Here is a 22,528-nt window from a genome sequence, read left to right as displayed (position 1 = left end):
GTTCACGTGTACCCCCGCCGGTCGCGCCACGCCGCCGGCCAGATGCCCTGCTTGCCCGGCGCGAGAATGCCGTTCGGGTCGAGCGCATCCTTCAGCGTTTCCGCGAAGCGCAGCGACGCACCGTCGTTGAAGCTGTATTGCGCGGCCGCGAAATCCATGTACGCGAGATGCGCGCGATATTCGCCGTAGCCGGCCGCGCGCGCGTCGCTCATCAGCGAGCGCAGCAGCGCGCCGGCCTGCTCCACCTGGTTCGCGTCGTCGCGATCGAAAATCGCCGCGAAAATATGATGCAGATGCCGCGCGCCCGCGGTGAAGCCACCGTAGTAGTCGAGGCCGTATTCGGCGGCGCGCGCTTTCACCATCGTGTACTGGCGCATCGCGTCGCGCCCGGTCGCCGGACAGATCGGCGCGAAGTCGACGTGTGCGCCCGCGCCGCCGCGCCAGTCGAGCATGCGAAACGCGCTCATCGCGGGAATGCCGGCCATGTTGCGATCGCCGCCGCCAGTCGGCAGAGCATCGCCCGCATAGCGCGCCGCCGTGAACCGCGCCTCTCGCACCCGCGCGAACGCGCGCTCGATCAGCGCGTAGCGCGCGTCGATCAACTCGGGCGTGCCGTACAGCGCGAAATGGAGGTTCCAGCGCCCGACGTCGAGTTTGTCGAGCATCGCCTGCACCGCGCTCCCGGGCATCGCGCCCGCGCCGTCGTACCACTGCCGGCGTGGCGACAGGCTCGCCGCGCGCCGCAATCCGCCCTCGATCACCGCGTGATTGCGGATCGTGCCGTCGAGCCGCAACGGCCGCAGAATCTCGACGATCTCCTCCAGATCGGCCTCGCGACGAAACTGCATTTCGCCGAGCAGATACGCTGGCGGCGCGGGCATCAGCCACACGCCGAGCTTCGTCACGATGCCGTAGTTCGACTGCATGAACATCGCATCGAACGACGGCCCGTAGCCCGGCTGATACAGCTGCCACGCGGTGCCGATCTCGACGCCGCCCATGCCGGTGCGCAGCACGTCGCCGTTGGCGAGCACGACCTCCATCCCGCATTGGGCCGCCGCGTGATCGCCGTAGTCGGTATAGCCGAAGCCACGCTCCAGCGTGTTGCCGACCACGCTGCCCCAGCCGGCAGCCGGTGGATCGACCCACAGCTTGTAGCCCTTGTCGCGCAGATGCGCGTACAGATCGAAATAGCTGACGCCCGGTTCGACCAGCGCGTAGGCGAGCGTTTCGTTGACTTCGAGGATGCGGTTCATGCGCTGCAAGTCGAGCACGACCGAGCCGCTGAGACGCGGCGCCGCGCCGCCGTACGCGAAGTTGCGCCCGGTCGAGACGGTCCACAGCGGAATCCGGTACTGATTGGCGATGCGCAGCACCGCGCGGATTTCATCGACCGACGCGGGCAGCAGCGCGGCGCTCGCGACAAACGCCCCCGGCTCGCCAGGTGCGAACGGATCGACATAGGCGGCGAGGCCGGCTTCGGACCGCAGCACATGCGCTTCACCGACGATCGCGCGCCAGCCGGCGAGCGCGCGGTCGAACTGCGCGGCGGACAGGTTGGGCGGCAGCGTCTGGGGCAAGGCGTCTCCTTGTCGGTCGGGTAACCCGCAGGTGCAGTCGCGCGGGCAGCTATGCGTGCGTCGCCGCTGACTGCCTTGACGACACCCTACCGCCCGCTACTGCTGCCACGTCTCAGGCTTACCACCGAGCGCGCTGCACACGTCGATCGCGATCTCGCGCAGCTTGCCTTCCGCGATCGCGCCAGACAGCGCGTAGCCCATGCCGTCGCTGATCCAGTAGAAGGTGCGGCGGTTGCCGTCCCGAAACAGACGGAACGCGGTTTCGTCGCGTGTGACGCCGGTCACGTACAGCGTCAGGCGCGCGCCGGCCTGGTTCTCGTACATGAACTGCGCAGCCGGCCCGGCCTCGCCGGGCAACAGCCGGCCGCCCACCAGCGAATAACCATACTCCTGCAGCGACGGCACCGACAGCGGACGATTCAGCCGCTTCGACAGCCAGGTGATCAGATGCGCCTCTTCGCTGGCGGCGACTTCGACCGGATGACGCCGCTCCGGCGAGTACACCGCGTACGCGACATCCGCGCGCTGCGCAAAGCCGGCCGGCTGTCCGCCGAGGCCGCTCCACGCGCCGCCGGTCAGCCGCGGCGCGAGCGGACCGAGGGCCAGCGCGAGCCCGGCGCCAGCCGCGAGCCAGCAGGCGGCGAGACCCGCACGCTGCCACCACGGCCGCGTCCGACGCACGACGATAAAAGCCGGCTCCTCCGCCTCCGTGGGCTGGCTGCCTGCATAGCTTCGCTCGCCGGATTCAGCGGCTTGCTGCCGATCGTCGGCCCCCTGCCCTGCTTGCGCTTGCCGCGCATCGCTGTCCGGCACGCCGCACAGCGCCCGCAGCGCCGCCTTCTGCGCGCGCCACGCGGCCACGCGCGCGGCGGCCTGCGGGTGCTGGCGAAGCTGCGTTTCGATCGCGGCTTGCTGCTCTTCCGGCAATTCGCCATCGACATAGGCCGACAGCGCGCGCAGATCGAGCTCGTCATGCAAGCCGGAATCGGAGTCATCGTTGTTCATTATCGGTTTCTCACCACTTTCAGCGGCGCGACTGTATGCGCCGCCCGCGGCGCACGGGGCTGTGGTCCGTGCATCGGTCCTGGGGGTTCCTCGCACAGCAACGTGCGCATATGCTCGCGCGCGCGCGACAGCCGCGACATCACCGTACCGATCGGCACCCCCAGCGCGCTCGATGCCTCCTGGTACGACAGCTCCTCGACGCACACCAGCAGCAGCACCTCACGCTGCTCGAGCGGCAGGCAGTACAGCGCGCGCTGCACATCGCGCAGCACCAGACCGTCGACCTCGCCGTGCGGCGCCTCGAGATTGCGCCACGGCGCGCTTTCGTCGTCGACGGCGATCTCGCGGCGCCCGCGCAACTGGTCGATGTACAGATGCCGCAGGATCGTCAGCAGCCACGCGCGCAGGTTGCTGTTCGGCCGGAATGCCGACCAGCGCGCAAGCGCGCGCTCCGCCGTATCCTGCACGAGATCGTCGGCCCAGGCGCGGTCGCCCGTCAGTGCGCGCGCATAGCGGCGCAGCTGGGGCAACCACGCGATCACTTCCGCTTCGAATGTCACCCGGCGTGCCAGGCTCGGTCGCGGCGTTAGTAGCCGCCGCCGCTGCTGTTGCTGTTGTTGCTCGAACCCGACGCGGCGTTGTCGGTATCGGCCGCGTGCGCGAGGGAGCCGCACGCGAGCGCGAGCAGGACGAAGAGCGCTGACAGAATACGGGATACTTTCATGGTGAACCTCCTGGCAGATGCCCGGCACGCGATCGACCGACCGGCGCAGCGGGCGGCAGCCGCGGAATGCGGTACTGCCATACTGGACTTAACGCCGCGATCGCGTGGTTTATTCCATCGCCGTCGTGGCGCTGTTTCGCTGCGCTGTTTCTCCGGGCTTTTTCGCGGCGCTTCGACGCCGCCGCCGTGGTCGCGCAACATGCCCCTATGTTCTTCCTTTTCCGCCAACCATGCCGGCAATGCCTGGAGAGACCGGAAGAAGACGACATTGACCAGCAGATTCGTAACTCAACGTTACAGTCCCGCGTTATCGGATGCTTATGTGCTCACAAGTCGTTATAGTGGACAAAGTCCGCCCCGCCGACGCGTTCTGCCCCCGCATAGGGTAGAAAGGGTAAAATCGCGGCGAACCACCGTCTATCTAACCTGAATTGTCCATGGCTTCCGCAGAATCGCATCCGCAAAACGACTTCATGAACGCTGCGCGCAAGGAACGAAAGCGCGTCGAGATCTACCTGGTCAACGGCATCCGCCTGACCGGATGCATCGAGTCGTTCGATCAGTACCTGGTGATGCTGCGCACGCCGGTTGGCCTGCAAGGCATCTACAAGCGCGCGATCTCCACGATCCAGCTCGACACCGGCACGCGGCCGGCGCCGCGCACGGGCCGAACGTCGCATGGCGAACATGGCGCGCGCGGTCCGCATGGTTCGCGCGAACATCGCGAGCCGCGTGAAGGGCGTGAATCGTACGGTGCGCCGTCGGCGGAACGCGCGCCGAGCGAGCGTAGCGGCAACTCCGAAGGTCCCGTGGTCGTCACGCGGCGGCGGCGTCTGTTCGGCACCGGCGGCGAAAGCGGCAATCATGGCGGCAATCACGGCGGCGGTAGCCCCGGCGGCAATCAGGAATAAATACGAAGAAGCGGTAACGGCCGCGCCTCGCTACTCCGTGGACGGACCGAGGCGCCGCAGAATTTTCTCCAGTTGGGTCAGCTGACGCTCGGTCAGCTCGAATCTCCCCTTGACCGCCAGCACGCGGCGCCGCCAGTAGCCGGCGTCGAACAGGTGCGCTGGTTGCCGCGTCGCCCAATCCAGGTGTTCCAGTTCGGCTTCCGCAACGTGGGCTGCGAGCACTCGTCGCGTGCCCGCCGGCTTTTTCCCGCTCATCTGGTTCGCTGTGTGATGGATCGGTCGAGGTGTCGCTCGCGGCTCAAGCGCAGTTCGAGCGCAGTTCGAGCGCAGTTCGAGCGCAGTTCGAGCGCAGTTCGAGCGCAGTTCGAGCGCGGTTCGAGCGCGGTTCGAGCGCGGTTCGAGCACGGCCGGGACACCCGGAGAACGAATCGATGCCGGGAGGTTTTAAACGACGCGCCTGCGCCAACCGGCGGTCGTTCGCCGATAGCCGCGATGCGCTATGCTGAATGATTGACCCTCTACCGATGGAGCGCGCCATGACCAGCAAAAACCAGCATGCCTCCCGACCTGCGCGCACGCGCCGGACGCCGCCGACGTCCGCCGATACGCGGCTCGACGAAGCGCTGATGGAAAGCTTTCCCGCCAGCGATCCGATCGCCGTCGACATGACGCAGCCGTCTCGCGAACGGATGCGTAAAACGCAAGCGGATACGCGCAAGCGGCATTGAAGTCGCGCCGTCTTGCGATGTACGACGGCGGCGCACAACGACACGGCAATGAGCCGTCAGGGCTCGCGAAAAATGCCGAGTGCAAATGCCGAAAAGCCCGGCGGTAAAAGTGCGATCCGCGGGTTGGCGGGGTGCGGAAAGCACCGATCAAACACAACAACGGTAACGCCCACGGACGAGCCGGACGGCGCACCAATTTCCGCGCCGTCCCGCCACTCCAGCAGGCTCACACCGTCGTGCTCAATGCACCGGCAAGCCGCTATTGAGCTGACGTTGCAGGTCGCGCACCTGGCGCTGCGCGACGCGCAACTGATCCTGCGCGGCGGCCTTCTGCTGCGCCAGTTCGGTCGCCTCGGCGCGCTTCTGCTCCTGCTGGCTCGCGACGATGCTTTGCTGCTGACGCGCGACGTCGAGGTCGGCCTGCAGCCGGCTCGCGCGTTCCTGCGACAGCGCGACCATGCGCTGCGTGAACGCCTTCTGCGCTTCGAGTTGCGTACGGCGGATCTCGATGTCCGACAGTTGCATCGTCTGCCGCGCGAAATCCTTGTAGATTAGCTCGGCGCGCGCGGCGTCCTGCGACTTGATGACCCGCCAGAAGTTTTTCTGCTGGAACAGCGCGACGTAGTAGGTCATCTCCTTGCCGTAGAACAGCAGGCTCGCGCCATAGCTGCCGTTATACGTAGTGCGCAATTCGGTCAGATCCGGGCCGCGGATCATCTGCTGCAATTCAGCCACGTTCCCGGTGGCGGATTGCCGGTTTTCATCCGGCGTCAGTGCAGTGGTTTCCGCCTGGCCGGCCTGCGAGGTGTCGGGCAACGCACTCGTCGTACCCGGCTGGGACACCACCGTACCGCTCGCACCACTGTTCTGCAGAGCCTGTGCATTCGCGCCCTGAAGGGCCCCCAATACGATGCATGCGGCCAGAGCAATCTCTCGTAGCTTCGACTTTCGGTCCATGTGATACCTGTTGAACAGATTTTGTTTTAGTAGGAAACGGGGAATTATCACTCACTTTCGCGGGTTTCGGGCTCTTCGTCAAAAATTTGGTACTTGCGCGTTTGCTTCTATAGAACAGGCACAAGCGTAGTCCCGCCGCACCGGCACGGCGGCAGGCGACAACCCGTTCGATTCGCTGCCGCTGATCGAGGCGCCCCACCGCGGTCCGAACGTGACCGTGCAGGTCGACGGCGGGAAGTTGATTTTGTTCGACGAAGTCGCGCAACGCTTCAACCGCTCGTCGGCAAGGACATGCTATGAGCCGGGCAATGCGTCGGGCGATTCGGGCTGGGGCGCGACGGTCGAGGCCAACCGGCCGATCACGCTCGGCTTCACATATCTGCGCTCGTTCTCGCCGTACGTGTCGTTCGACGTAGCGCCCGTCTATCTGCACGCGGGCACGCCGTCGCAGTTGCAGTTTTCATCGATCGTGTTCGGCTTCGGCGTTTCGGATGCACACTGCTACAGCCTCGATGTGTCCGTCGGAAAAGCGCTCGGTGACGCGCCGCTGGAGAGCGCATCGCACAGTCCGCGCATCAACGCGAGGTTCCGCTGCCAGCTGAATTGACAGGGTTCAGAAGTGCGCGAGCGGATTAGAAGCTCCACTATCAAACGACGCATGCACTTTCGCGTATTCTGCGCTGACGATGCGAACGGCACACCGCTGGCATCGTTGCGCATCGCGAGGGCCGGTACCGCACATCCGACCACGATGCCCATAACGCAGCGCGACCATGATCGCGCTGTCTCATATCAAGGAGGAAGACAATGACGCAATTCACTCGACGTGCCGGCGCGCTTGCGTTGCGCACCGCCCGTCACGCCGCGCTCGCCGGCGCCCTGCTCGCCAGCGCCGCGACCGCGATGGCGCAGACCGATACACCGATCGGCACGTGGCAAACCATCGACGATCACACGGGCCAGCCGAAGGCGCTCGTGCAGATCACACAGGACGGCAATGGCGAACTGAACGGCAAGGTTATCAAGGGTCTCGGCGCGAACGACCAGCCGGATCGCCGTTGCACCGAATGCACCGACGCGCGAAAGGATCAACCGGTCCTCGGCATGACCATCATCAACAGCATGAAGAAGGATGGCGACGCGTGGGATCACGGCCAGATTCTCGATCCTGAAAACGGCAAGGTCTACAAATGCAAGATGCATCTCGAGGACGGCGGCAACAAGCTCGTGGTGCGTGGCTACATTGGGGTCGCGCTGCTTGGCCGCTCGCAAACGTGGATACGGCAGCAATGAGGGTCGACGGGCGGCGCATGCGTGGCGCCTGGCTCGTCGCCTGAATGTGCGCATGATGCGCGCTCTGCGCCAGGAGGTGCGACATAAAAAACGGCCGGCGATCAAGAATCGCGCGGCCGTTTTCATTGGGGCAAGCTGTTTGCGATGGTCATGCTGCCTGCTTGAGCGGTGCAGTGTAAGCGATCGGCGACGCCGGCACCGACGTGGCCGGTACCGGATTGTATCCGGCGGCCGGAACACGAAACGCCGCGGGCACGCGCTTGGACGCGGCGCGCTTGTGCTGCACGCTCGCGTGCGTGCGCATACGCGCTTCCATCAATCTGCAGAATTCTTCGCTCTCGGTGCCGAGCAGTTGCTCCGTGACGTGCTTGAGCACGCCCGATTCGTACCACGACTTGAAGCGGCGATGACAGGTCTGATATGACGGGTAGCGGCGCGGCATTGCGGACCAGGTGACGCCGCTATACATGACCCAAAGTACGCCGTTGAGCACCGAGCGGGTATCGGCAAGTGGACGGCCACGCATTTCGGTACGCGGCCGGAGTTCAGGCAGCAGTGGCGCAACGCGCTGCCATTCTTCATCGGTGATTTCGCGATACGGGTTCATGCTTCCTCCTTTGTCAGAACAACGACAAAAGATAGCCAGTCATCCGTGCGCGGAATATCAGACCACTCCGAATCCTGAAAATGTGTCGTGCGCGGTAGCTCAGGTTAGGGACGTGTCGACGATCCGGCGCGGCGTGTCGAGATACTCCTTCGACTGCATCTCGACGATGCGCGACACCGTACGCGTGAATTCATTAGCCATCGGACCGTCGACGTACAACTGCTCCGGCGGCACCGCAGCCGACATCAACAGCTTGACCTTGTGGTCGTAGAACACGTCGATGAGCCACGTGAAGCGGCGCGCTTCCGACGCCATGCGCACCGACATCTGCGGTACGTCCGACAGGATCACCGCGTGAAAGCGGGTCGCGAGTTCGAGGTAGTCGTTCTGCGAGCGCGGGCCCCCGCACAGCGTCGCGAAGTCGAACCAGACCACGCCGTCCGCGCGGCGCAGCGCCTTCAGCTCGCGCTTCTCGATATGCAGCAGCGGGCTTTCGTCGGGCACCGCGGCGAGGCGCCCGAAAGCGTCGCGCAGCGCCTTGCCGGCAGCGGCGTCCAGTGGCGTGTGGTAGACCTCCACCTGCGCGAGCGTGCGCTGGCGATAATCGATCCCCGCGTCGACGTTGATCACGTCGAGTTTCTGCTTGATCAGCTCGATCGCGGGCAGCATGCGGTCGCGATGCAGGCCGTCCGGGTACAGCGTGTCGGGCGCGTAGTTTGACGTCATCACGAACTGCACGCCGTTCTCGAACAGCTTGTCGAGCAAGCGATACAGGATCATCGCGTCGGCGATATCCGACACGTGGAATTCGTCGAAACAGATCAGCCGATAGCGCTTCGCAATGCGGCGCGCGAGTTCGTCGAGCGGATCGGCCCGGCCTTTGAGTTCTTCGAGTTCGCGATGCACTTCGCGCATGAACTCGTGAAAGTGCAGACGGGTTTTGCGATGCAACGGCACGATCATGTAGAAGCTGTCCATCAGGAAGCTCTTGCCGCGGCCCACGCCGCCCCACATGTACACGCCGCGCGGCAGATCCGGGTGAATGATCAGCTTCCTGAACGCGTTCGAGCGGCGCGACTTGTATGCGACCCACTCTTCATAGCACCGCTGCAGGCGGTCGACCGCCGCGCGCTGCGCCGGATCGGATTGATAACCGCGCGTCTGCAGTTCTTTTTCGTAGTATTCGGTGACGTTCATCGTGTTGCTGCAAAAAGAAAGGCGGGAGGGATTGAACCCCGCCCGCCTTTGGTGATGCCAAGGTTGCGTTTCGGTCAGGCGTGCGTGCTTACATGTTCAGCGCGCGCTTGTCGACGGCGAGTGCCGCTTCGCGCATGACTTCCGACAGCGACGGGTGCGGATGGCAAATACGGCCGATGTCTTCCGACGCCGCCTTGAACTCCATCGCCACCACGGCTTCCGCGATCAGGTCCGATGCGTTCGCCGAGATGATGTGCACGCCGAGCAGTTCGTCGGTCTTCGCGTCGGCGATCATCTTGACGAAACCGTCCGCCTTGTTGATGCCGAGCGCGCGGCCGTTAGCCATGAACGGAAACTGACCGGTCTTGATCTCGCGGCCTTCCGCCTTCAGTTGCTGCTCCGTCTTGCCGACCCATGCGATTTCCGGTTCGGTGTAGATCACCCACGGAATGCAGTTGTAGTCGATGTGCGGCTTCTGACCGTCGATCACTTCGGCAACCAGCACGCCTTCGTCCTCAGCCTTGTGCGCGAGCATCGGGCCACGCACCACGTCACCGATCGCGTACACGTTCGGCACGGCCGTCGCGCAGTGGTCGTCCACGTCGATGAAGCCGCGCTCGTTGGCCTTCAGGCCGATCGCTTCGAGGCCGAGGTTGTCGGTGTTCGGCACGCGGCCGACCGACACGACCAGGCGGTCGGCTTCGAGCGTCTGCGCGTTGCCGTCCTTGTCCGTGTAGGCGATCGTCACGCCGTTCTCGCTCGCCTTCACTTCGCCGACCTTCACGCCGACCTGGATGTCGAGACCTTGCTTCTTGAACTGCTTGGCCGCTTCCTTCGACAGCGCCTGGTCAGCCACGCCGAGGAATTCCGGCAGCGCTTCGAGCACGGTCACGTCCGCGCCGAGGCGGCGCCACACCGAGCCGAGTTCCAGACCGATCACGCCTGCGCCGATCACGGCGAGCTTCTTCGGTGCCGTGTCGAACGAGAGTGCGCCTTCGTTGTCGGCGATCAGCTTGTTGTCGACCGGAATGCCCGGCAGATGACGCGCCTTCGAACCCGTTGCGATGATCACGTTCTTCGCCGTGACGACTTCGCTGCTTGCACCATCTTCGCCTTCGCCGCTCACTTCGATCTGCACGCCGGCGTCCGTCTTGCCGGTGAACTTGCCATGGCCCTTGAGCCACGTGATCTTGTTCTTGCGGAACAGGAATTCGATGCCCTTGGTCATCTTCTCGACGATGCCGTCCTTGCGGCCCATCATCTTCGAGATATCGACCGAGACGTTTTCCACCGAGATGCCGTGGTCGGCAAGGTGATGCGACGCGTTCTCGAACTCTTCCGACGAAGCGAGCAGCGCCTTCGACGGAATGCAGCCGACGTTCAGGCAGGTGCCGCCGAGCTTCAGCGTGCCGGCCGGGTTTTTCCACTTTTCGATACATGCGACGGTCTTGCCGAGCTGCGCTGCGCGGATGGCTGCGATATAACCGCCAGGGCCTGCGCCGATCACGACGACGTCAAATTCTTTGGACATGACAATCCCTTTGATGGCGGAACGGCGCCGGGCCACCCGAGGTGGCGCGCGCCGTTCCTGTACTGCGGAATGCTAAAGACGTGCTACGGATGACGCCGGCCCGCGCAAACCGCCGGCCGGCGTCGGTGGAACGTGCGCTTACAGGTCGAGCAGCAGGCGAGCCGGATCTTCCAGCGCATCCTTCATCGCGACCAGCGACAGCACTGCTTCGCGGCCGTCGATGATTCGGTGGTCGTACGACAGCGCGAGGTAGTTCATCGGGCGGATCACGATCTGGCCGTTTTCGACCACTGCGCGTTCCTTGGTGGCATGCACGCCGAGAATCGCGGACTGCGGCGGGTTGATGATCGGGGTCGACAGCATCGAGCCGAACACGCCACCGTTCGAGATCGAGAATGTACCGCCGGTCATTTCTTCGATGGACAGCTTGCCGTCCTTCGCCTTCTGGCCAAATTCGGCGATCTTTTTCTCGATGTCGGCGAGGCTCAGCTGATCTGCATTGCGCAGGATCGGCACCACCAGACCACGCGGCGAGCCGACAGCGATACCGATGTCGAAGTAGCCGTGATAGACGATGTCGTTACCGTCGATCGACGCGTTCACGAGCGGGAACTTCTTCAGCGCGTGAACAGCCGCCTTCACGAAGAACGACATGAAGCCGAGCTTCACGCCGTGCTCCTTCTCGAACTTGTCCTTGTACTTGTTGCGCAGATCCATGACCGGCGCCATGTTCACTTCGTTGAACGTCGTAAGGATGGCGTTGGTTTGCTGCGATTCGAGCAGACGCTCGGCGATACGCGCACGCAGACGCGACATCGGCACGCGCTGTTCCGGACGGTCCTTCAGCCACTGGTCGGCCGACGCCGGTGCCTTGACGTCCGGCAGCGACGGCTTCGCAGCCTTCGGCGCGGCAGCCGGAGCCGGTGCGGCCTTGGCAGCCGCCGGAGCAGCCTGGCCAGCGGTGAGCACGTCGCCCTTCGTGATGCGGCCGTCGCGGCCCGTGCCGGCGAGCTCGCCAGCAGCCAGACCCTTCTCGGCCATCAGCTTGCCGGCAGCCGGCGAAGCAGCGGTGTTCGAGCCCGTTGCGGCAGCCGCCTGAGCCGCCGGTGCGGGAGCCGCAGCCGCGACCGGAGCCGGCTTCACTTCGGCTTCGACAGCGGCGGCGCCTGCGGTGCCTTCCGTGTCGATCTTCGCGATCACCTGCTCAGCCGTGACCGTGTCGCCGTCGTTCGAAATGACTTGCGCGAGCACGCCTGCTGCCGGTGCCGGCACTTCGAGCACGACCTTGTCGGTCTCGATTTCGATGAGGATTTCGTCCTGAGCGACAGCCTCGCCGGGCTTCTTCTTCCACTGCAGCATGGTTGCCTCCGAGACCGACTCGGAGAGCTGGGGAACCTTGACTTCAACAATAGCCATTATGAGTATCCTGAATACGTATCGGGTGACGGCGCTTCTTCACGACCGCCTGCGAACCGTGAACGCCGCGCCTGAACCTCATGGGGTCGTTCGGCGCGGCGCGGGAAAGCGCACTGCGCTTTCCCGGCTCGTCTGTTTCTTTATTTAGCGATCGACGCGCTCTTGAGACGGCCGAAAGCGCCTTCGATCAGCGCTTTCTGCTGCTCGTAGTGCTTCGCGTAGTAGCCGACTGCCGGCGAGGCCGAAGCCGGACGGCCGCTGTACGCCAGCTTCTGCCCTTCCTTCATGCCTTCCTTCAGATGGTGCTCGATGTAGAACCAGGGGCCCTGATTCTGCGGCTCGTCCTGCACCCACACCACTTCGGTTGCGTTGTCGTACTTCTTCATTTCCGCTTCGAACTGCTTGTGCGCGAACGGATACAGCTGTTCGATACGGATGATCGCGACGTCGTTCACCTTCGCTTCACGGCGATGCGCGACCAGGTCGTAGTACACGCGGCCCGAGCAGGCCAGCACGCGCTTGACCTTCTTCGCGTCGATGGTTTCGTCCACTTCGCCGATGACCGGCTGGAACGAACCCTTCGCGAGTTCCGACAGATCCGACACGGCTTCCTTGTGACGCAGCAACGACTTCGGCGTCGCGACGATCAGCGGCTTGCGGAACAGGCGGATCATCTGGCGACGCAGCAGGTGGAAGACCTGCGCCGGCGTGGTCGGCTGAACGACCTGCATGTTGTGGTCTGCGCACAGTTGCAGGAAACGCTCGATACGCGCCGACGAGTGCTCCGGACCCTGGCCTTCGTAGCCGTGCGGCAGCAGCATGGTCAGGCCCGACACGCGGCCCCACTTCACTTCGCCCGACGAGATGAACTGGTCGATCACGACCTGCGCGCCGTTCACGAAGTCGCCGAACTGCGCTTCCCACGCGACGAACGTGTTCGGTTCAGCGGTCGAGTAACCGTATTCGAAGCCGAGCACCGCTTCTTCCGACAGCACCGAGTCGATCACCGTGAACTTCGCCTGACCTTCGGCGATGTTCTGCAGCGGCACATAGGTGCCGTCGTTCCAGCGCTCGCGGTTCTGGTCGTGCAGCACCGCATGACGGTGCGTGAACGTGCCGCGGCCCGAATCCTGACCGGTCAGACGAACTGCGTAGCCCGAAGCGACCAGCGATGCGAACGCGAGGTGCTCGCCCATGCCCCAGTCGAGCTTCGCTTCGCCGCGGCCCATGGCGCGACGGTCGTTGATCACGCGCTCGACGAGCGGGTGAACCTTGAAGCTTTCCGGAATCGTGGTGATGCGTTCGGCGAGGCGCTTCAGTTCCGCGAGCGGCACGGCCGTGTCGGCCGCGTCGGTCCACTTGCGGTTCAGGAACGGCACCCAGTCCACCGCGTACTTGCTCTTGTAGTTCGAGAGCACCGGGTCGACCGTGTGGTGGCCTTCGTCCATCGCCTTGCGATAGGCCTTGACGAATTCCTCGCCATCCTCGGCCTTGATGATGCCCTGCTGAACGAGCTTTTCAGCGTACAGCGCGCGCGTGCCGGGGTGCTTCGAAATCGTCTTGTACATCAGCGGCTGCGTGACCGCCGGGGTGTCCTGCTCGTTGTGGCCCAGCTTGCGGAAGCAGACGATGTCGACGACGACGTCCTTGTGGAACTGCATGCGGAAGTCGATCGCCATCTGGGTGGCCAGCACGACCGCTTCGGGATCGTCACCGTTCACGTGCAGCACCGGCGCTTCGATCATCTTGACGACGTCCGAGCAGTACAACGTGGAGCGCGAGTCGCGCGGGTCCGACGTCGTGAAGCCGATCTGGTTGTTGATGACGATGTGCAGCGTGCCGTGCGTGCCGTAACCGCGCGTTTGCGCGAGGTTCAGCGTTTCCATCACGACACCCTGGCCCGCGAAAGCCGCGTCGCCGTGGATCTGCACCGGCAGCACCTGAACGCCGTTTTCGTCGCCGCGACGGTCCATACGCGCCTTCGCCGAGCCCTCGACCACCGGGTTGACGATTTCGAGGTGCGACGGGTTGAACGCGAGCGACAGGTGAACCGGGCCGCCTTCCGTCGCGACGTCCGACGAGAAGCCCTTGTGGTACTTCACGTCGCCAGCCGGCAGATCATCGACGTGCTTGCCTTCGAATTCGGCGAACAGGTCTGCGGGCATCTTGCCGAGCGTATTGACCAGCACGTTCAAACGGCCACGGTGAGCCATCGCGATGACGATTTCCTGAACGCCGCGCAGACCGCCGTGACGCACGACTTCGTCCATCGCCGCGATGAAGCTTTCGCCGCCTTCGAGCGAGAAGCGCTTCTGGCCGACGTACTTGGTGTGCAGGAAACGCTCGAGGCCTTCGGCGGCCGTCAGGCGATTCAGGATGTGCTTCTTCTTGTCGTTGTTGAAGCTTGGCGTCGAACGGATCGATTCGAGGCGTTCCTTCCACCAGCGCTTCTGCTCCGGATCGCTGATGTACATGTACTCGGCGCCGATCGTGCCGCAGTACGTGTCGCGCAGGGCTTTGACGATCTCGCGCAGCGTCGCGCGCTCGAACCCGAAGTACAGATTCGTTGCGCTGAACTCCTGGTCCATGTCGGCTTCGGTGAAGTCGTAGAACGCGGGTTCAAGTTCGGGGATCGCGGGACGTTCGCGGCGCTTCAGGGGATCGAGATTGGCCCATTGCGAGCCGAGGAAGCGATATGCGCCGATGAGGGACTGGACGTAAACCTGTTTGCGGGCGGTTGCGAGATCTTCGCCGCCAGCCGTTGCGCGCGGCAGGAAGGCATTGGCCTTGGCGCGCTGGGCAAACGATTCGACGATCGGGCCATGGGCCACGTCGTTGGCGTTGCTGCCGTCCGATGCGGGCACGTTCTGCAACGCATCGAAATAGCTGCGCCAGGTCTCGGGCACTGACGCCGGATTATCGAGATACGCTTCGTACATTTCTTCAACGTACGGAGCATTGCCGCCGAACAGATAAGAGTTCGACTGGAATTGCTTCATCATTTTTACGCTCACCTTTCTTCGAGTTTCTCGAGAAATAGCGGGTTACCGAACCTTCCGCGACACGGCCTGACCGTTTAGCGGATTGCGCGAATCAAGTCTTGCTTGGAAGGACCTAAAACTTTGCACCCGGGAGCATAGCACAGAACGAATGGCCCAGATAGCGAACGGCACAGGCGCAAAGCCTGTGATGGCGGGGTTTCACGGGTGACGGGGTGCCTTTTCACAGCGCGCAACAGTGTTCTGTGAGAAATGAAGGCGAACGGCGCGATGGGTGTCTACATGTGTGCCGCCCCGGAAAGTGGCAGGCATGATGCAGCGCCAAACGTTTTGATGCGCCAAAAACAAGGAAGCCACCCGAAGGTGGCTTCCGCTTCCTGCTATCCAGACGGATATTCGAGTCCGGCTTATTCGCCGGCAACCTTGTTGCGGCTCGCGCTGCGGCGCTCGTGTTCCTTCAGGTAGCGCTTGCGCAGACGGATCGACTTCGGCGTGACTTCGACGAGTTCGTCGTCGTCGATGAACTCGACCGCGTATTCGAGCGACAGTTGAACCGGCGGCACGAGACGCACGGCTTCGTCGGTGCCAGACGCGCGCACGTTGGTAAGCTGCTTGCCCTTGATCGGGTTCACGACGAGATCGTTGTCGCGGCTGTGGATGCCGATGATCATGCCTTCATACAGCGCTTCTCCCGGCGACACGAACATGCGGCCGCGGTCCTGCAGCTTCCAGAGTGCGTATGCGACTGCCGCGCCGTCGTCCTGCGAGATCAGCACGCCGTTACGACGTTCGCCGACCGCCCCTTCCTTGACCGGCTGGTAAGAATCGAACGTGTGGCTCATCAGACCCGTACCGCGCGTGAGTGTGAGGAATTCCGACTGGAAACCGATCAGACCACGCGCCGAAATACGGTACTCGAGACGCGTGCGGCCACGGCCGTCCGATGCCATGTCGAGCATTTCGCCCTTGCGGCGGCCAAGTTCTTCCATCACGCCGCCCTGGTGGGTGTCTTCCATGTCGACGGTCAGATTTTCGTACGGCTCGTGCTTCTCGCCGTCGATTTCCTGCATCACGACGCGCGGACGCGACACGGCCAGCTCGTAGCCTTCGCGACGCATGTTTTCGACCAGAATGGTCAGGTGCAGCTCGCCGCGGCCGGCCACTTCGAACGTCGTTTCGTCGCCGGTATCGCGCACGCGCAGCGCGACGTTGTGATTCAGTTCCTTCATCAGGCGGTCGCGAATCTGGCGGCTCGTGACGAACTTGCCTTCTCGGCCCGCGAGCGGCGAGGAGTTGACGAGGAAGTTCATCGTCAGCGTGGGTTCGTCGACGGTGATCATCGGCAGCGCTTCCGGCTGTTCCGGCGAGCAGATCGTCACACCGATGCCCACTTCCTCGATACCGTTGATCAGCACGATGTCGCCCGCCTCAGCCGAGTCGACCTGCACGCGATCAAGACCCTTGAACGACAGCACCTGGTTAATCTTGCGATTGAGGATTTCGCCTTCCGGCCCCGAGCGCACCGCGACAGCCATGCCCGGCTTGATGCGGCCGCGCGTGATACGGCCAATGCCGATACGACCAACGTACGACGAGTAGTCGAGCGACGTGATTTGCAATTGCAGCGGACCTTCCGGGTCGGCCGGGCGCACCGGCACGTGCTGCAGGATTGCCTCGAACAAAGGACGCATGTCGCCGTCGCGTACATCAGGCGTGAGACCCGCGTAGCCGTTCAGGCCCGATGCGTAGACGATCGGAAAGTCGAGCTGCTCTTCGCTCGCGCCGAGCTTGTCGAACAGGTCGAAGGTCTGGTTGATCACCCAGTCGATCCGCGCGCCCGGACGGTCGACCTTGTTGACCACGACGATCGGCTTCAAACCCAGTGCGAGCGCCTTCTTCGTGACGAAGCGGGTTTGCGGCATCGGGCCTTCCACCGCGTCAACGAGCAGCAGCACCGAGTCGACCATCGACAGCACGCGCTCCACTTCGCCGCCGAAGTCGGCGTGCCCCGGCGTGTCGACGATATTGATGTGCGTGCCCTCGTACTCCACCGCGCAGTTCTTCGACAGGATCGTGATGCCGCGCTCTTTTTCGATGTCGTTCGAGTCCATCACGCGCTCGGCGATCTGCTGGTTCTCGCGGAACGTGGCGGTCTGACGGAGGAGCTGGTCGACGAGCGTGGTCTTGCCGTGGTCGACGTGAGCAATGATGGCGATGTTGCGTAGGGCGCGGGTCATAGGAAACCTGAAGACGGTTGAGTGCGCCGCTTGCTTATGCTGCTGGTTGAGGAGCCTAACCACGACAACAAGCCCAAAGCGCACTTTTGGGAACCCGAAATTATAGCACGCACGGATGATCCTTTCTGGTATTCCCCGATAGACCGTCCGCTCTGCGCGAGTTGCGCGAATCGCGCCTTGCCCCGCCCTACGTCATTCCGTACGGTTTGTTGCTTTAGCGCGAAATAATCCTTGCCTAAGCTGTATTAACGCTTGTCGCGTCAATCAACAGCCAGCTATACTAATGCCTAGTCAACCATTGCATTCGCACGAGAATCATGACGGAGCCGTCCAACGAACCCACGCCGAATCTCAGCGAGTACCAGCTCGGCGAAAGCGTCGGCTATCTCATTTCACGGGTGAAATCGACGCTATTAAACCTGGTCACGCAGCGCAGCATGGCCGAACTCGGCATCACCAGCCAGCAAGGCAGCATCCTGTTCATGGTGGCGAGCGGCAAATGCCTGCTCGCGGCTGAGTTGGCGCGTGAATACGGTATCGACGCAAGCGCCGTCACGCGCCTGATCGACCGGCTCGAAAAGCGCGGCCTGCTCACGCGGGTGCGCAGCAACGAAGACCGGCGCGTCGTGCGCCTCGCGTTGACGCCGGAAGGCCATGCCATCGCGGCTCGCATGCCGGCCATTTTCAATGGCGTGCTCGATAACCTGCTGAACGGGTTCACCCCGGAAGAAGTGGGCTTCCTGAAGAGCATGCTGCGTCGCGTGCTCGTCAATTCCGGCGAACACACGGGACTTTCCCGCGACGCCGCAAGCCATTCCGATAGCAAATCGTAATAGCTTGCTTGCTGCGTCCATCAATACATTCCACTCAAAGAAGAGTCGAGCGATGAAATCCCTTTCCCTGTCCGCGCCCGCGCTGTCGAGCCGGGCCGCTGTCGCCGCCGCGGTGACGGCGCTCGCCCTCACGGGGTGCGCGAACTACTTCGGCGTCAAAAGCGACAAGCAGATCGCATCGCCGACGCAGTACGAGTCGACGCAGAGTCTGCCCAACGAGGGCGGCCAGTGGCCATCGCTCGACTGGGCCAACCAGTTCGGCGACCCGCAACTGCCGAAGCTGATCGCGGAAGCGCTCGAGGGCAGCCCGTCGATCGCCCAGGCGCAAGCGCGGCTCGCAAAGGCTTCGTCGTATATCGAAAGCTCGCGCGCAGCGCTGTTCCCGAAGGTCAATGCGAGCTATTCGTGGACCCGCGAGCTGTACTCGGCAAACTCCCTTTACCCGCCTCCGTTCGGCGGCACCTGGTATAGCGAGAACAACGTGCTCGCGAGCGCGTCGTGGGACCTCGACCTGTGGGGCAAGAACCGTCAGCGGCTCGGCCAGGCCGTGTCGCAGCAGAAGGCCGCCGAGGCCGATATGCAGCAGGCGCGCGTGACGCTCGCCGCGTCGGTCGCGAGCACCTACAACCAGCTCGCGCAGCTGTATGCGTTCCGCGACATCGCCGCGCGTGAAATCGCGAACCGCCAGGACGTTGGCCGTATCACGAATGACCGCGTGACGGCCGGCCTCGACACCAACGTCGAGAAGCAGACCGCCGCCGGCAACGTCGCGACGAGCCAGTCGAACCTGACCGACCTCGACGGCCAGATCACCGTCGTGCGCTACCAGTTGGGCGCGCTGCTCGGCAAAGGCCCGGACCGTGGCCTGCAGATCGACAAGCCGGTGCTCACCGGCGGCGACGTGGTCGCTCTGCCGGGCAATATCCCGGCCGACCTCGTGGCGCGTCGCGCCGACATCGTCGCCGCGCGCTGGCAGGTCGAAGCCGCGATGCATGACGTGAAAGAAGCGAAAGCCGAGTTCTACCCGGACGTGAATCTCGCGGCCGGCTTCGGCTTCGACGCGTTCGGTTGGGGCCGTTTCCTGACCGCGTCGAGCCGTCAGATCCAGTTCGGCCCGGCGATCCATCTGCCGATCTTCGACGCCGGCGCGTTGCGCGCGCAGTTGAAGGGCCGCTACGCCGACTTCGAGGGCGACGTCGCGAACTACAACCAGACGCTGATCAACGCGCTGCAGGACGTATCGACGCAGGTGTCGTCGATCCGCTCGATCGACCGCCAGGAGGGCGACGCCCAGCGCGCGCTCGATGCGTCGAGCAAGGCGTACCAACTCGCCGTAATCCGCTACAAGGCCGGCCTGTCGCCGCAGCTGCAGGTGCTCACCGCCGACGAAAACCGCCTTGCCGCCGAGCAGACGGTCACGGGTCTGCAAATGCGCCGCCGCAGTCTGCAGATCGGTCTGATCAAGGCACTGGGCGGCGGCTTCGACGCAACCCAGACCGGTCTCGTCGTGCCGACCGATGCTCCCGCATCGGCCAACGCTGCGAACCACGCCACGAGCACCGCCGCGAACTGAGCGAGCCCGCCCGCGCCGACGCATAGGCATAGACACGAACACCCGAATAAACGACGACGTTCAAAAGAACCCGGAGCACATCAATGAGCACCCCCCAGCAGCCCGCCACTCCACCGCAAGCGGCGAACAACGGCAAACGCAAGCGCATGATGACGCTGCTCGTCATCGTGATTCTGATTGCCGCGATCGCGTACGGCCTGTACTACTTCCTCGTCGCGCGCTTCCATGAAGACACCGACGACGCCTACGTGAGCGGCAACGTCGTGCAGATCACCCCGCAGGTCACGGGCACCGTGATCGCGGTCAACGCGGACGACACCCAGGTCGTCAAGGCCGGCGACCCGCTCGTCGTGCTCGACCCGGCCGACGCGCGCGTCGCGCTCGAACAGGCCGAGGCCAATCTTGCGCAGGTGGTGCGCCAGGTGCGCGGTCTGTTCGCCGACGACAGCCAGTACGAAGCGCGGGTCGCGGCGAGCCAGGCCGATCTGTCGCGCGCCCAGGACGACCTGAAGCGCCGTATGACGGTCGCGCAGACCGGCGCGGTATCGCAGGAAGAAATTTCGCACGCACGCGACTCCGTGAAGAGCGCGCAAGCCGCGCTCGACGCCGCCAAACAGCAACTCGCGGCAAACCGCGCGCTGACCGCGAACACCACGATCGCCGATCACCCGAACGTGCAGGCCGCCGCCGCGAAGCTGCGCGACGCATACCTGAACCACGCTCGCAATACTCTGCCGGCGCCGGTCACAGGCTATGTCGCAAAACGCTCGGTGCAGCTCGGCCAGCGCGTATCGCCGGGCTCGCCGCTGATGGCGATCGTGCCGCTGCATGACGTGTGGGTCGAAGCGAACTTCAAGGAAGTGCAACTGAAGCACATGCGCATCGGCCAGCCGGTCGAACTGACGGCCGACGTCTACGGCTCGTCGGTGCCGTATCACGGCAAGGTGGTCGGCTTCTCGGCCGGCACGGGTTCGGCGTTCTCGCTGCTGCCCGCGCAGAACGCGACCGGCAACTGGATCAAGGTCGTGCAGCGTCTGCCGGTGCGTATTTCGCTCGATCCGCAGGAACTGGAGAAGCATCCGCTGCGTATCGGTCTGTCGATGCAAGCTGACGTGAACATCAAGGACGACACCGGCGGCCAGCTCGGTCAGGCGCCGTCCACGGCTTACCAGACCAACGTCTTCGACAAGTACGGCGCGGAAGCCGATGCGGAAATCGCTCGCATCATCTCGGAAAACGCCGGCACGAACGCGAACGGCGGCGCGCAGAAGTCGACCGCGGCGAGCGCCGCGGCCGCCGCGAAACCGGCGGCCCATAAGAGCTGAGGGGCCGCCCGATGATTCATAGAAGGCTCTTTTAATGGCTCAGGCTCAGGCGCAAGTCCCTCACCCGCCGCTCGAGGGCGCGCAACTGGTGATCGGCACCATCGCGGTGTCGCTCGCCGTGTTCATGAACGTGCTCGACACGTCGATCGCGAACGTGTCGATCCCCTCCATTTCCGGCGACCTCGGCGTATCGTCCGACCAGGGCACGTGGGTGATTACGTCGTTCGCAGTGGCCAACGCGATCTCGGTGCCGCTGACCGGCTGGCTCACCGACCGCATCGGCCAGGTGCGGCTGTTCATGGCGTCGATCGTGCTGTTCGTGCTGTCGTCATGGATGTGCGGGCTGTCGCCGAACCTGCCGTTCCTGCTTGCGTCGCGCGTGCTGCAAGGCGCGGTGGCCGGCCCGATGATCCCGCTGTCGCAGACGCTGCTGCTCGCGAGCTATCCGCGCGCGAAGGCGCCGATGGCGCTATCGATGTGGGCGATGACCACGCTGATCGCACCGGTTGCCGGTCCGATTCTCGGCGGCTGGATTTCCGACAACATCTCGTGGCCGTGGATCTTCTACGTCAACATTCCCGTCGGCGCGGTCGCGGCCGCCGCGACGTGGATGATCTTCCGTAACCGCGATTCGGTCATCAGGAAGGCGCCAATCGACGGAGTCGGCCTCGGTCTTCTGATCGTCTGGGTCGGCTCGCTTCAGGTGATGCTCGACAAGGGCAAGGACCTCGACTGGTTCTCGTCGACGACGATCGTCGCGCTCGCGCTCGTCGCGGTGATCGCGCTCGCGTTCTTCATCGTATGGGAGTTGACGGCCGAGCATCCGGTGGTTGATCTGTCGCTGTTCAGCCGGCGCAATTTCACCGGCGGCACGATCGCGCTGTCGATCGGCTATGGGCTTTACTTCGGCAATCTCGTGCTGTTGCCGCTGTGGCTGCAGACGGATATCGGCTACACGGCGACCGAAGCCGGACTCGTGATGGCACCCGTCGGTGTGTTCGCGGTCCTGTTGTCGCCGCTGACCGGCAAGGTGCTGCCGCGTACCGATCCGCGCTATATCGCGACGCTGTCGTTCCTGATTTTCGCGCTGTGTTTCTGGATGCGCTCGCGTTATACGACGGGCGTCGATACGTACTCGCTGATGCTACCCACGCTGATTCAAGGTATCGGTATGGCCGGCTTCTTTATTCCGCTCGTGTCGATCACGCTGTCGGGCTTGCCGGGCCATCGGATTCCAGCGGCCTCGGGGTTGTCGAACTTCGTGCGGATCATGTGCGGCGGTATCGGCACGTCGATCTTCCAGACCGCCTGGGATCACCGCACGATCATGCATCACGCGCAACTGACCGAGCAGGCGAATGCTTACAACCCGGCGTTCGGTCAATCGATTCATCAGATGGGCGCGGCGGGCCTGGATCAGCAGCAGACCTATGGTCTCTTCAATACCATGGTCACGCAGCAGGCCGCGCAGCTCGGCGTAAACGATCTGTTCTTCATTTCGGCCGGTATTTTTGTCTCGCTGATCGCGCTCATCTGGATCACGCGGCCGGAACGGGCAGGCGGCGATGCGGGAGCGGCGGCGGCCGCGGCGCATTGAGGGGGTGTTCGTGGT

General features: G+C 64.0%; 20 protein-coding genes. 8 read left to right on the top strand and 12 right to left on the bottom strand.

Features of this window, described 5'->3' with window-relative positions; translation table 11 throughout:
* Nucleotides 1-2: 2 nt before the first annotated feature.
* From HDG39_RS22540 to HDG39_RS22525, 4 genes are all read right to left on the bottom strand, one after another.
* A complete protein-coding gene (locus HDG39_RS22540; RefSeq protein ID WP_184008763.1) occupies nucleotides 3-1,580 on the bottom strand; it encodes an FAD-binding oxidoreductase in 1,578 nt (525 codons plus the stop codon).
* A gap of 96 nt (nucleotides 1,581-1,676) precedes the next feature.
* Nucleotides 1,677-2,585, bottom strand: a complete 909-nt coding sequence (locus HDG39_RS22535) for an anti-sigma factor family protein (RefSeq protein ID WP_184008761.1) — start codon at nucleotides 2,583-2,585, stop codon at nucleotides 1,677-1,679.
* Complete coding sequence (locus tag HDG39_RS22530) at nucleotides 2,585-3,145, bottom strand: sigma-70 family RNA polymerase sigma factor (RefSeq protein WP_184008759.1); 561 nt, start codon at nucleotides 3,143-3,145, stop codon at nucleotides 2,585-2,587. The genes HDG39_RS22535 and HDG39_RS22530 overlap by 1 nt, the downstream gene beginning before the upstream one ends.
* 26 nt (nucleotides 3,146-3,171) lie before the next feature.
* Nucleotides 3,172-3,309 (bottom strand): hypothetical protein, encoded by a 138-nt coding sequence (locus HDG39_RS22525; RefSeq protein ID WP_018418341.1) that lies wholly within the window; start codon nucleotides 3,307-3,309, stop codon nucleotides 3,172-3,174.
* Nucleotides 3,310-3,746: 437 nt separating this feature from the next.
* Here HDG39_RS22525 and hfq point away from each other — a divergent pair, with 437 nt between their 5' ends.
* Nucleotides 3,747-4,220, top strand: coding sequence for an RNA chaperone Hfq (gene hfq / locus HDG39_RS22520; protein WP_184008757.1), 474 nt, complete (start codon nucleotides 3,747-3,749; stop codon nucleotides 4,218-4,220).
* A 30-nt stretch (nucleotides 4,221-4,250) separates the two neighbouring features.
* Here the strand turns inward: hfq and HDG39_RS22515 are convergent, their stop codons facing one another.
* Nucleotides 4,251-4,475, bottom strand: a complete 225-nt coding sequence (locus HDG39_RS22515; protein ID WP_184008756.1) for a hypothetical protein — start codon at nucleotides 4,473-4,475, stop codon at nucleotides 4,251-4,253.
* 281 nt (nucleotides 4,476-4,756) lie between these two features.
* On the opposite strand from HDG39_RS22515, the gene HDG39_RS22510 reads away from it, so the two are divergent.
* Nucleotides 4,757-4,948: a hypothetical protein gene (locus HDG39_RS22510; protein ID WP_184008754.1), complete on the top strand. Its 192-nt coding sequence runs from the start codon at nucleotides 4,757-4,759 to the stop codon at nucleotides 4,946-4,948.
* Nucleotides 4,949-5,188: 240 nt separating this feature from the next.
* On the opposite strand, the gene HDG39_RS22505 is transcribed toward HDG39_RS22510, so the two are convergent.
* On the bottom strand, nucleotides 5,189-5,905 hold the full coding sequence (locus tag HDG39_RS22505) for a DUF2968 domain-containing protein (RefSeq protein WP_184008752.1): 717 nt from the start codon (nucleotides 5,903-5,905) through the stop codon (nucleotides 5,189-5,191).
* Nucleotides 5,906-6,116: 211 nt separating this feature from the next.
* On the opposite strand from HDG39_RS22505, the gene HDG39_RS22500 reads away from it, so the two are divergent.
* A complete protein-coding gene (locus HDG39_RS22500) occupies nucleotides 6,117-6,512 on the top strand; it encodes a hypothetical protein (protein ID WP_409259198.1) in 396 nt (131 codons plus the stop codon).
* Between the two features lie 200 nt (nucleotides 6,513-6,712).
* Complete coding sequence (locus HDG39_RS22495; RefSeq protein WP_184008750.1) at nucleotides 6,713-7,198, top strand: DUF2147 domain-containing protein; 486 nt, start codon at nucleotides 6,713-6,715, stop codon at nucleotides 7,196-7,198.
* Nucleotides 7,199-7,346: 148 nt separating this feature from the next.
* On the opposite strand, the gene HDG39_RS22490 is transcribed toward HDG39_RS22495, so the two are convergent.
* From HDG39_RS22490 to typA, 6 genes are all read right to left on the bottom strand, one after another.
* Nucleotides 7,347-7,805 carry a transposase gene (locus HDG39_RS22490; RefSeq protein ID WP_184008748.1) on the bottom strand — a complete coding sequence of 153 codons (459 nt, stop codon included), beginning with the start codon at nucleotides 7,803-7,805 and terminating at the stop codon, nucleotides 7,347-7,349.
* Between the two features lie 99 nt (nucleotides 7,806-7,904).
* A complete protein-coding gene (zapE, locus tag HDG39_RS22485) occupies nucleotides 7,905-9,002 on the bottom strand; it encodes a cell division protein ZapE (protein WP_184008746.1) in 1,098 nt (365 codons plus the stop codon).
* A gap of 88 nt (nucleotides 9,003-9,090) precedes the next feature.
* Nucleotides 9,091-10,533, bottom strand: coding sequence for a dihydrolipoyl dehydrogenase (lpdA, locus tag HDG39_RS22480; protein ID WP_184008744.1), 1,443 nt, complete (start codon nucleotides 10,531-10,533; stop codon nucleotides 9,091-9,093).
* Between the two features lie 138 nt (nucleotides 10,534-10,671).
* Entirely contained in the window at nucleotides 10,672-11,949 is a 1,278-nt protein-coding gene (gene odhB, locus HDG39_RS22475) for a 2-oxoglutarate dehydrogenase complex dihydrolipoyllysine-residue succinyltransferase (protein ID WP_184008742.1), read from the bottom strand.
* Nucleotides 11,950-12,089: 140 nt separating this feature from the next.
* On the bottom strand, nucleotides 12,090-14,951 hold the full coding sequence (locus HDG39_RS22470; RefSeq protein ID WP_184008740.1) for a 2-oxoglutarate dehydrogenase E1 component: 2,862 nt from the start codon (nucleotides 14,949-14,951) through the stop codon (nucleotides 12,090-12,092).
* A gap of 404 nt (nucleotides 14,952-15,355) precedes the next feature.
* On the bottom strand, nucleotides 15,356-17,185 hold the full coding sequence (gene typA, locus HDG39_RS22465) for a translational GTPase TypA (RefSeq protein WP_184008738.1): 1,830 nt from the start codon (nucleotides 17,183-17,185) through the stop codon (nucleotides 15,356-15,358).
* A gap of 317 nt (nucleotides 17,186-17,502) precedes the next feature.
* Between typA and HDG39_RS22460 the strand changes: the two genes are divergently transcribed.
* The 4 genes from HDG39_RS22460 to HDG39_RS22445 all read left to right on the top strand — a co-directional run bounded on the left by HDG39_RS22460 (nucleotide 17,503) and on the right by HDG39_RS22445 (nucleotide 22,513).
* Nucleotides 17,503-18,018 carry a MarR family winged helix-turn-helix transcriptional regulator gene (locus HDG39_RS22460; protein WP_018418354.1) on the top strand — a complete coding sequence of 172 codons (516 nt, stop codon included), beginning with the start codon at nucleotides 17,503-17,505 and terminating at the stop codon, nucleotides 18,016-18,018.
* A gap of 52 nt (nucleotides 18,019-18,070) precedes the next feature.
* A complete protein-coding gene (locus tag HDG39_RS22455) occupies nucleotides 18,071-19,591 on the top strand; it encodes an efflux transporter outer membrane subunit (RefSeq protein ID WP_184008736.1) in 1,521 nt (506 codons plus the stop codon).
* An 83-nt stretch (nucleotides 19,592-19,674) separates the two neighbouring features.
* Nucleotides 19,675-20,916 carry an EmrA/EmrK family multidrug efflux transporter periplasmic adaptor subunit gene (locus HDG39_RS22450; RefSeq protein ID WP_184008734.1) on the top strand — a complete coding sequence of 414 codons (1,242 nt, stop codon included), beginning with the start codon at nucleotides 19,675-19,677 and terminating at the stop codon, nucleotides 20,914-20,916.
* A 34-nt stretch (nucleotides 20,917-20,950) separates the two neighbouring features.
* Nucleotides 20,951-22,513 (top strand): DHA2 family efflux MFS transporter permease subunit, encoded by a 1,563-nt coding sequence (locus tag HDG39_RS22445; RefSeq protein ID WP_184008732.1) that lies wholly within the window; start codon nucleotides 20,951-20,953, stop codon nucleotides 22,511-22,513.
* Nucleotides 22,514-22,528: the final 15 nt, after the last annotated feature.

It is taken from the genome of Paraburkholderia lebeckiae, from assembly GCF_014201005.1.
GTDB classification, from domain to species: Bacteria; Pseudomonadota; Gammaproteobacteria; order Burkholderiales; family Burkholderiaceae; genus Paraburkholderia; species Paraburkholderia tuberum.
This window is presented reverse-complemented; position numbering and strand designations above follow the sequence as displayed.

Excerpts from the sequence above, each read along its gene's own strand:
- HDG39_RS22535 (WP_184008761.1), bottom strand. The coding sequence starts at position 2,585 with ATGAACAACGATGACTCCGATTCCGGCTTGCATGACGAGCTCGATCTG.
- lpdA (WP_184008744.1), bottom strand. The coding sequence starts at position 10,533 with ATGTCCAAAGAATTTGACGTCGTCGTGATCGGCGCAGGCCCTGGCGGT.
- HDG39_RS22460 (WP_018418354.1), top strand. The coding sequence starts at position 17,503 with ATGACGGAGCCGTCCAACGAACCCACGCCGAATCTCAGCGAGTACCAG.
- HDG39_RS22470 (WP_184008740.1), bottom strand. The coding sequence starts at position 14,951 with ATGATGAAGCAATTCCAGTCGAACTCTTATCTGTTCGGCGGCAATGCT.
- HDG39_RS22450 (WP_184008734.1), top strand. The coding sequence starts at position 19,675 with ATGAGCACCCCCCAGCAGCCCGCCACTCCACCGCAAGCGGCGAACAAC.
- hfq (WP_184008757.1), top strand. The coding sequence starts at position 3,747 with ATGGCTTCCGCAGAATCGCATCCGCAAAACGACTTCATGAACGCTGCG.
- zapE (WP_184008746.1), bottom strand. The coding sequence starts at position 9,002 with ATGAACGTCACCGAATACTACGAAAAAGAACTGCAGACGCGCGGTTAT.
- HDG39_RS22490 (WP_184008748.1), bottom strand. The coding sequence starts at position 7,805 with ATGAACCCGTATCGCGAAATCACCGATGAAGAATGGCAGCGCGTTGCG.
- HDG39_RS22445 (WP_184008732.1), top strand. The coding sequence starts at position 20,951 with ATGGCTCAGGCTCAGGCGCAAGTCCCTCACCCGCCGCTCGAGGGCGCG.
- HDG39_RS22510 (WP_184008754.1), top strand. The coding sequence starts at position 4,757 with ATGACCAGCAAAAACCAGCATGCCTCCCGACCTGCGCGCACGCGCCGG.
- HDG39_RS22525 (WP_018418341.1), bottom strand. The coding sequence starts at position 3,309 with ATGAAAGTATCCCGTATTCTGTCAGCGCTCTTCGTCCTGCTCGCGCTC.
- HDG39_RS22455 (WP_184008736.1), top strand. The coding sequence starts at position 18,071 with ATGAAATCCCTTTCCCTGTCCGCGCCCGCGCTGTCGAGCCGGGCCGCT.
- HDG39_RS22515 (WP_184008756.1), bottom strand. The coding sequence starts at position 4,475 with ATGAGCGGGAAAAAGCCGGCGGGCACGCGACGAGTGCTCGCAGCCCAC.
- HDG39_RS22505 (WP_184008752.1), bottom strand. The coding sequence starts at position 5,905 with ATGGACCGAAAGTCGAAGCTACGAGAGATTGCTCTGGCCGCATGCATC.
- HDG39_RS22495 (WP_184008750.1), top strand. The coding sequence starts at position 6,713 with ATGACGCAATTCACTCGACGTGCCGGCGCGCTTGCGTTGCGCACCGCC.
- odhB (WP_184008742.1), bottom strand. The coding sequence starts at position 11,949 with ATGGCTATTGTTGAAGTCAAGGTTCCCCAGCTCTCCGAGTCGGTCTCG.
- typA (WP_184008738.1), bottom strand. The coding sequence starts at position 17,185 with ATGACCCGCGCCCTACGCAACATCGCCATCATTGCTCACGTCGACCAC.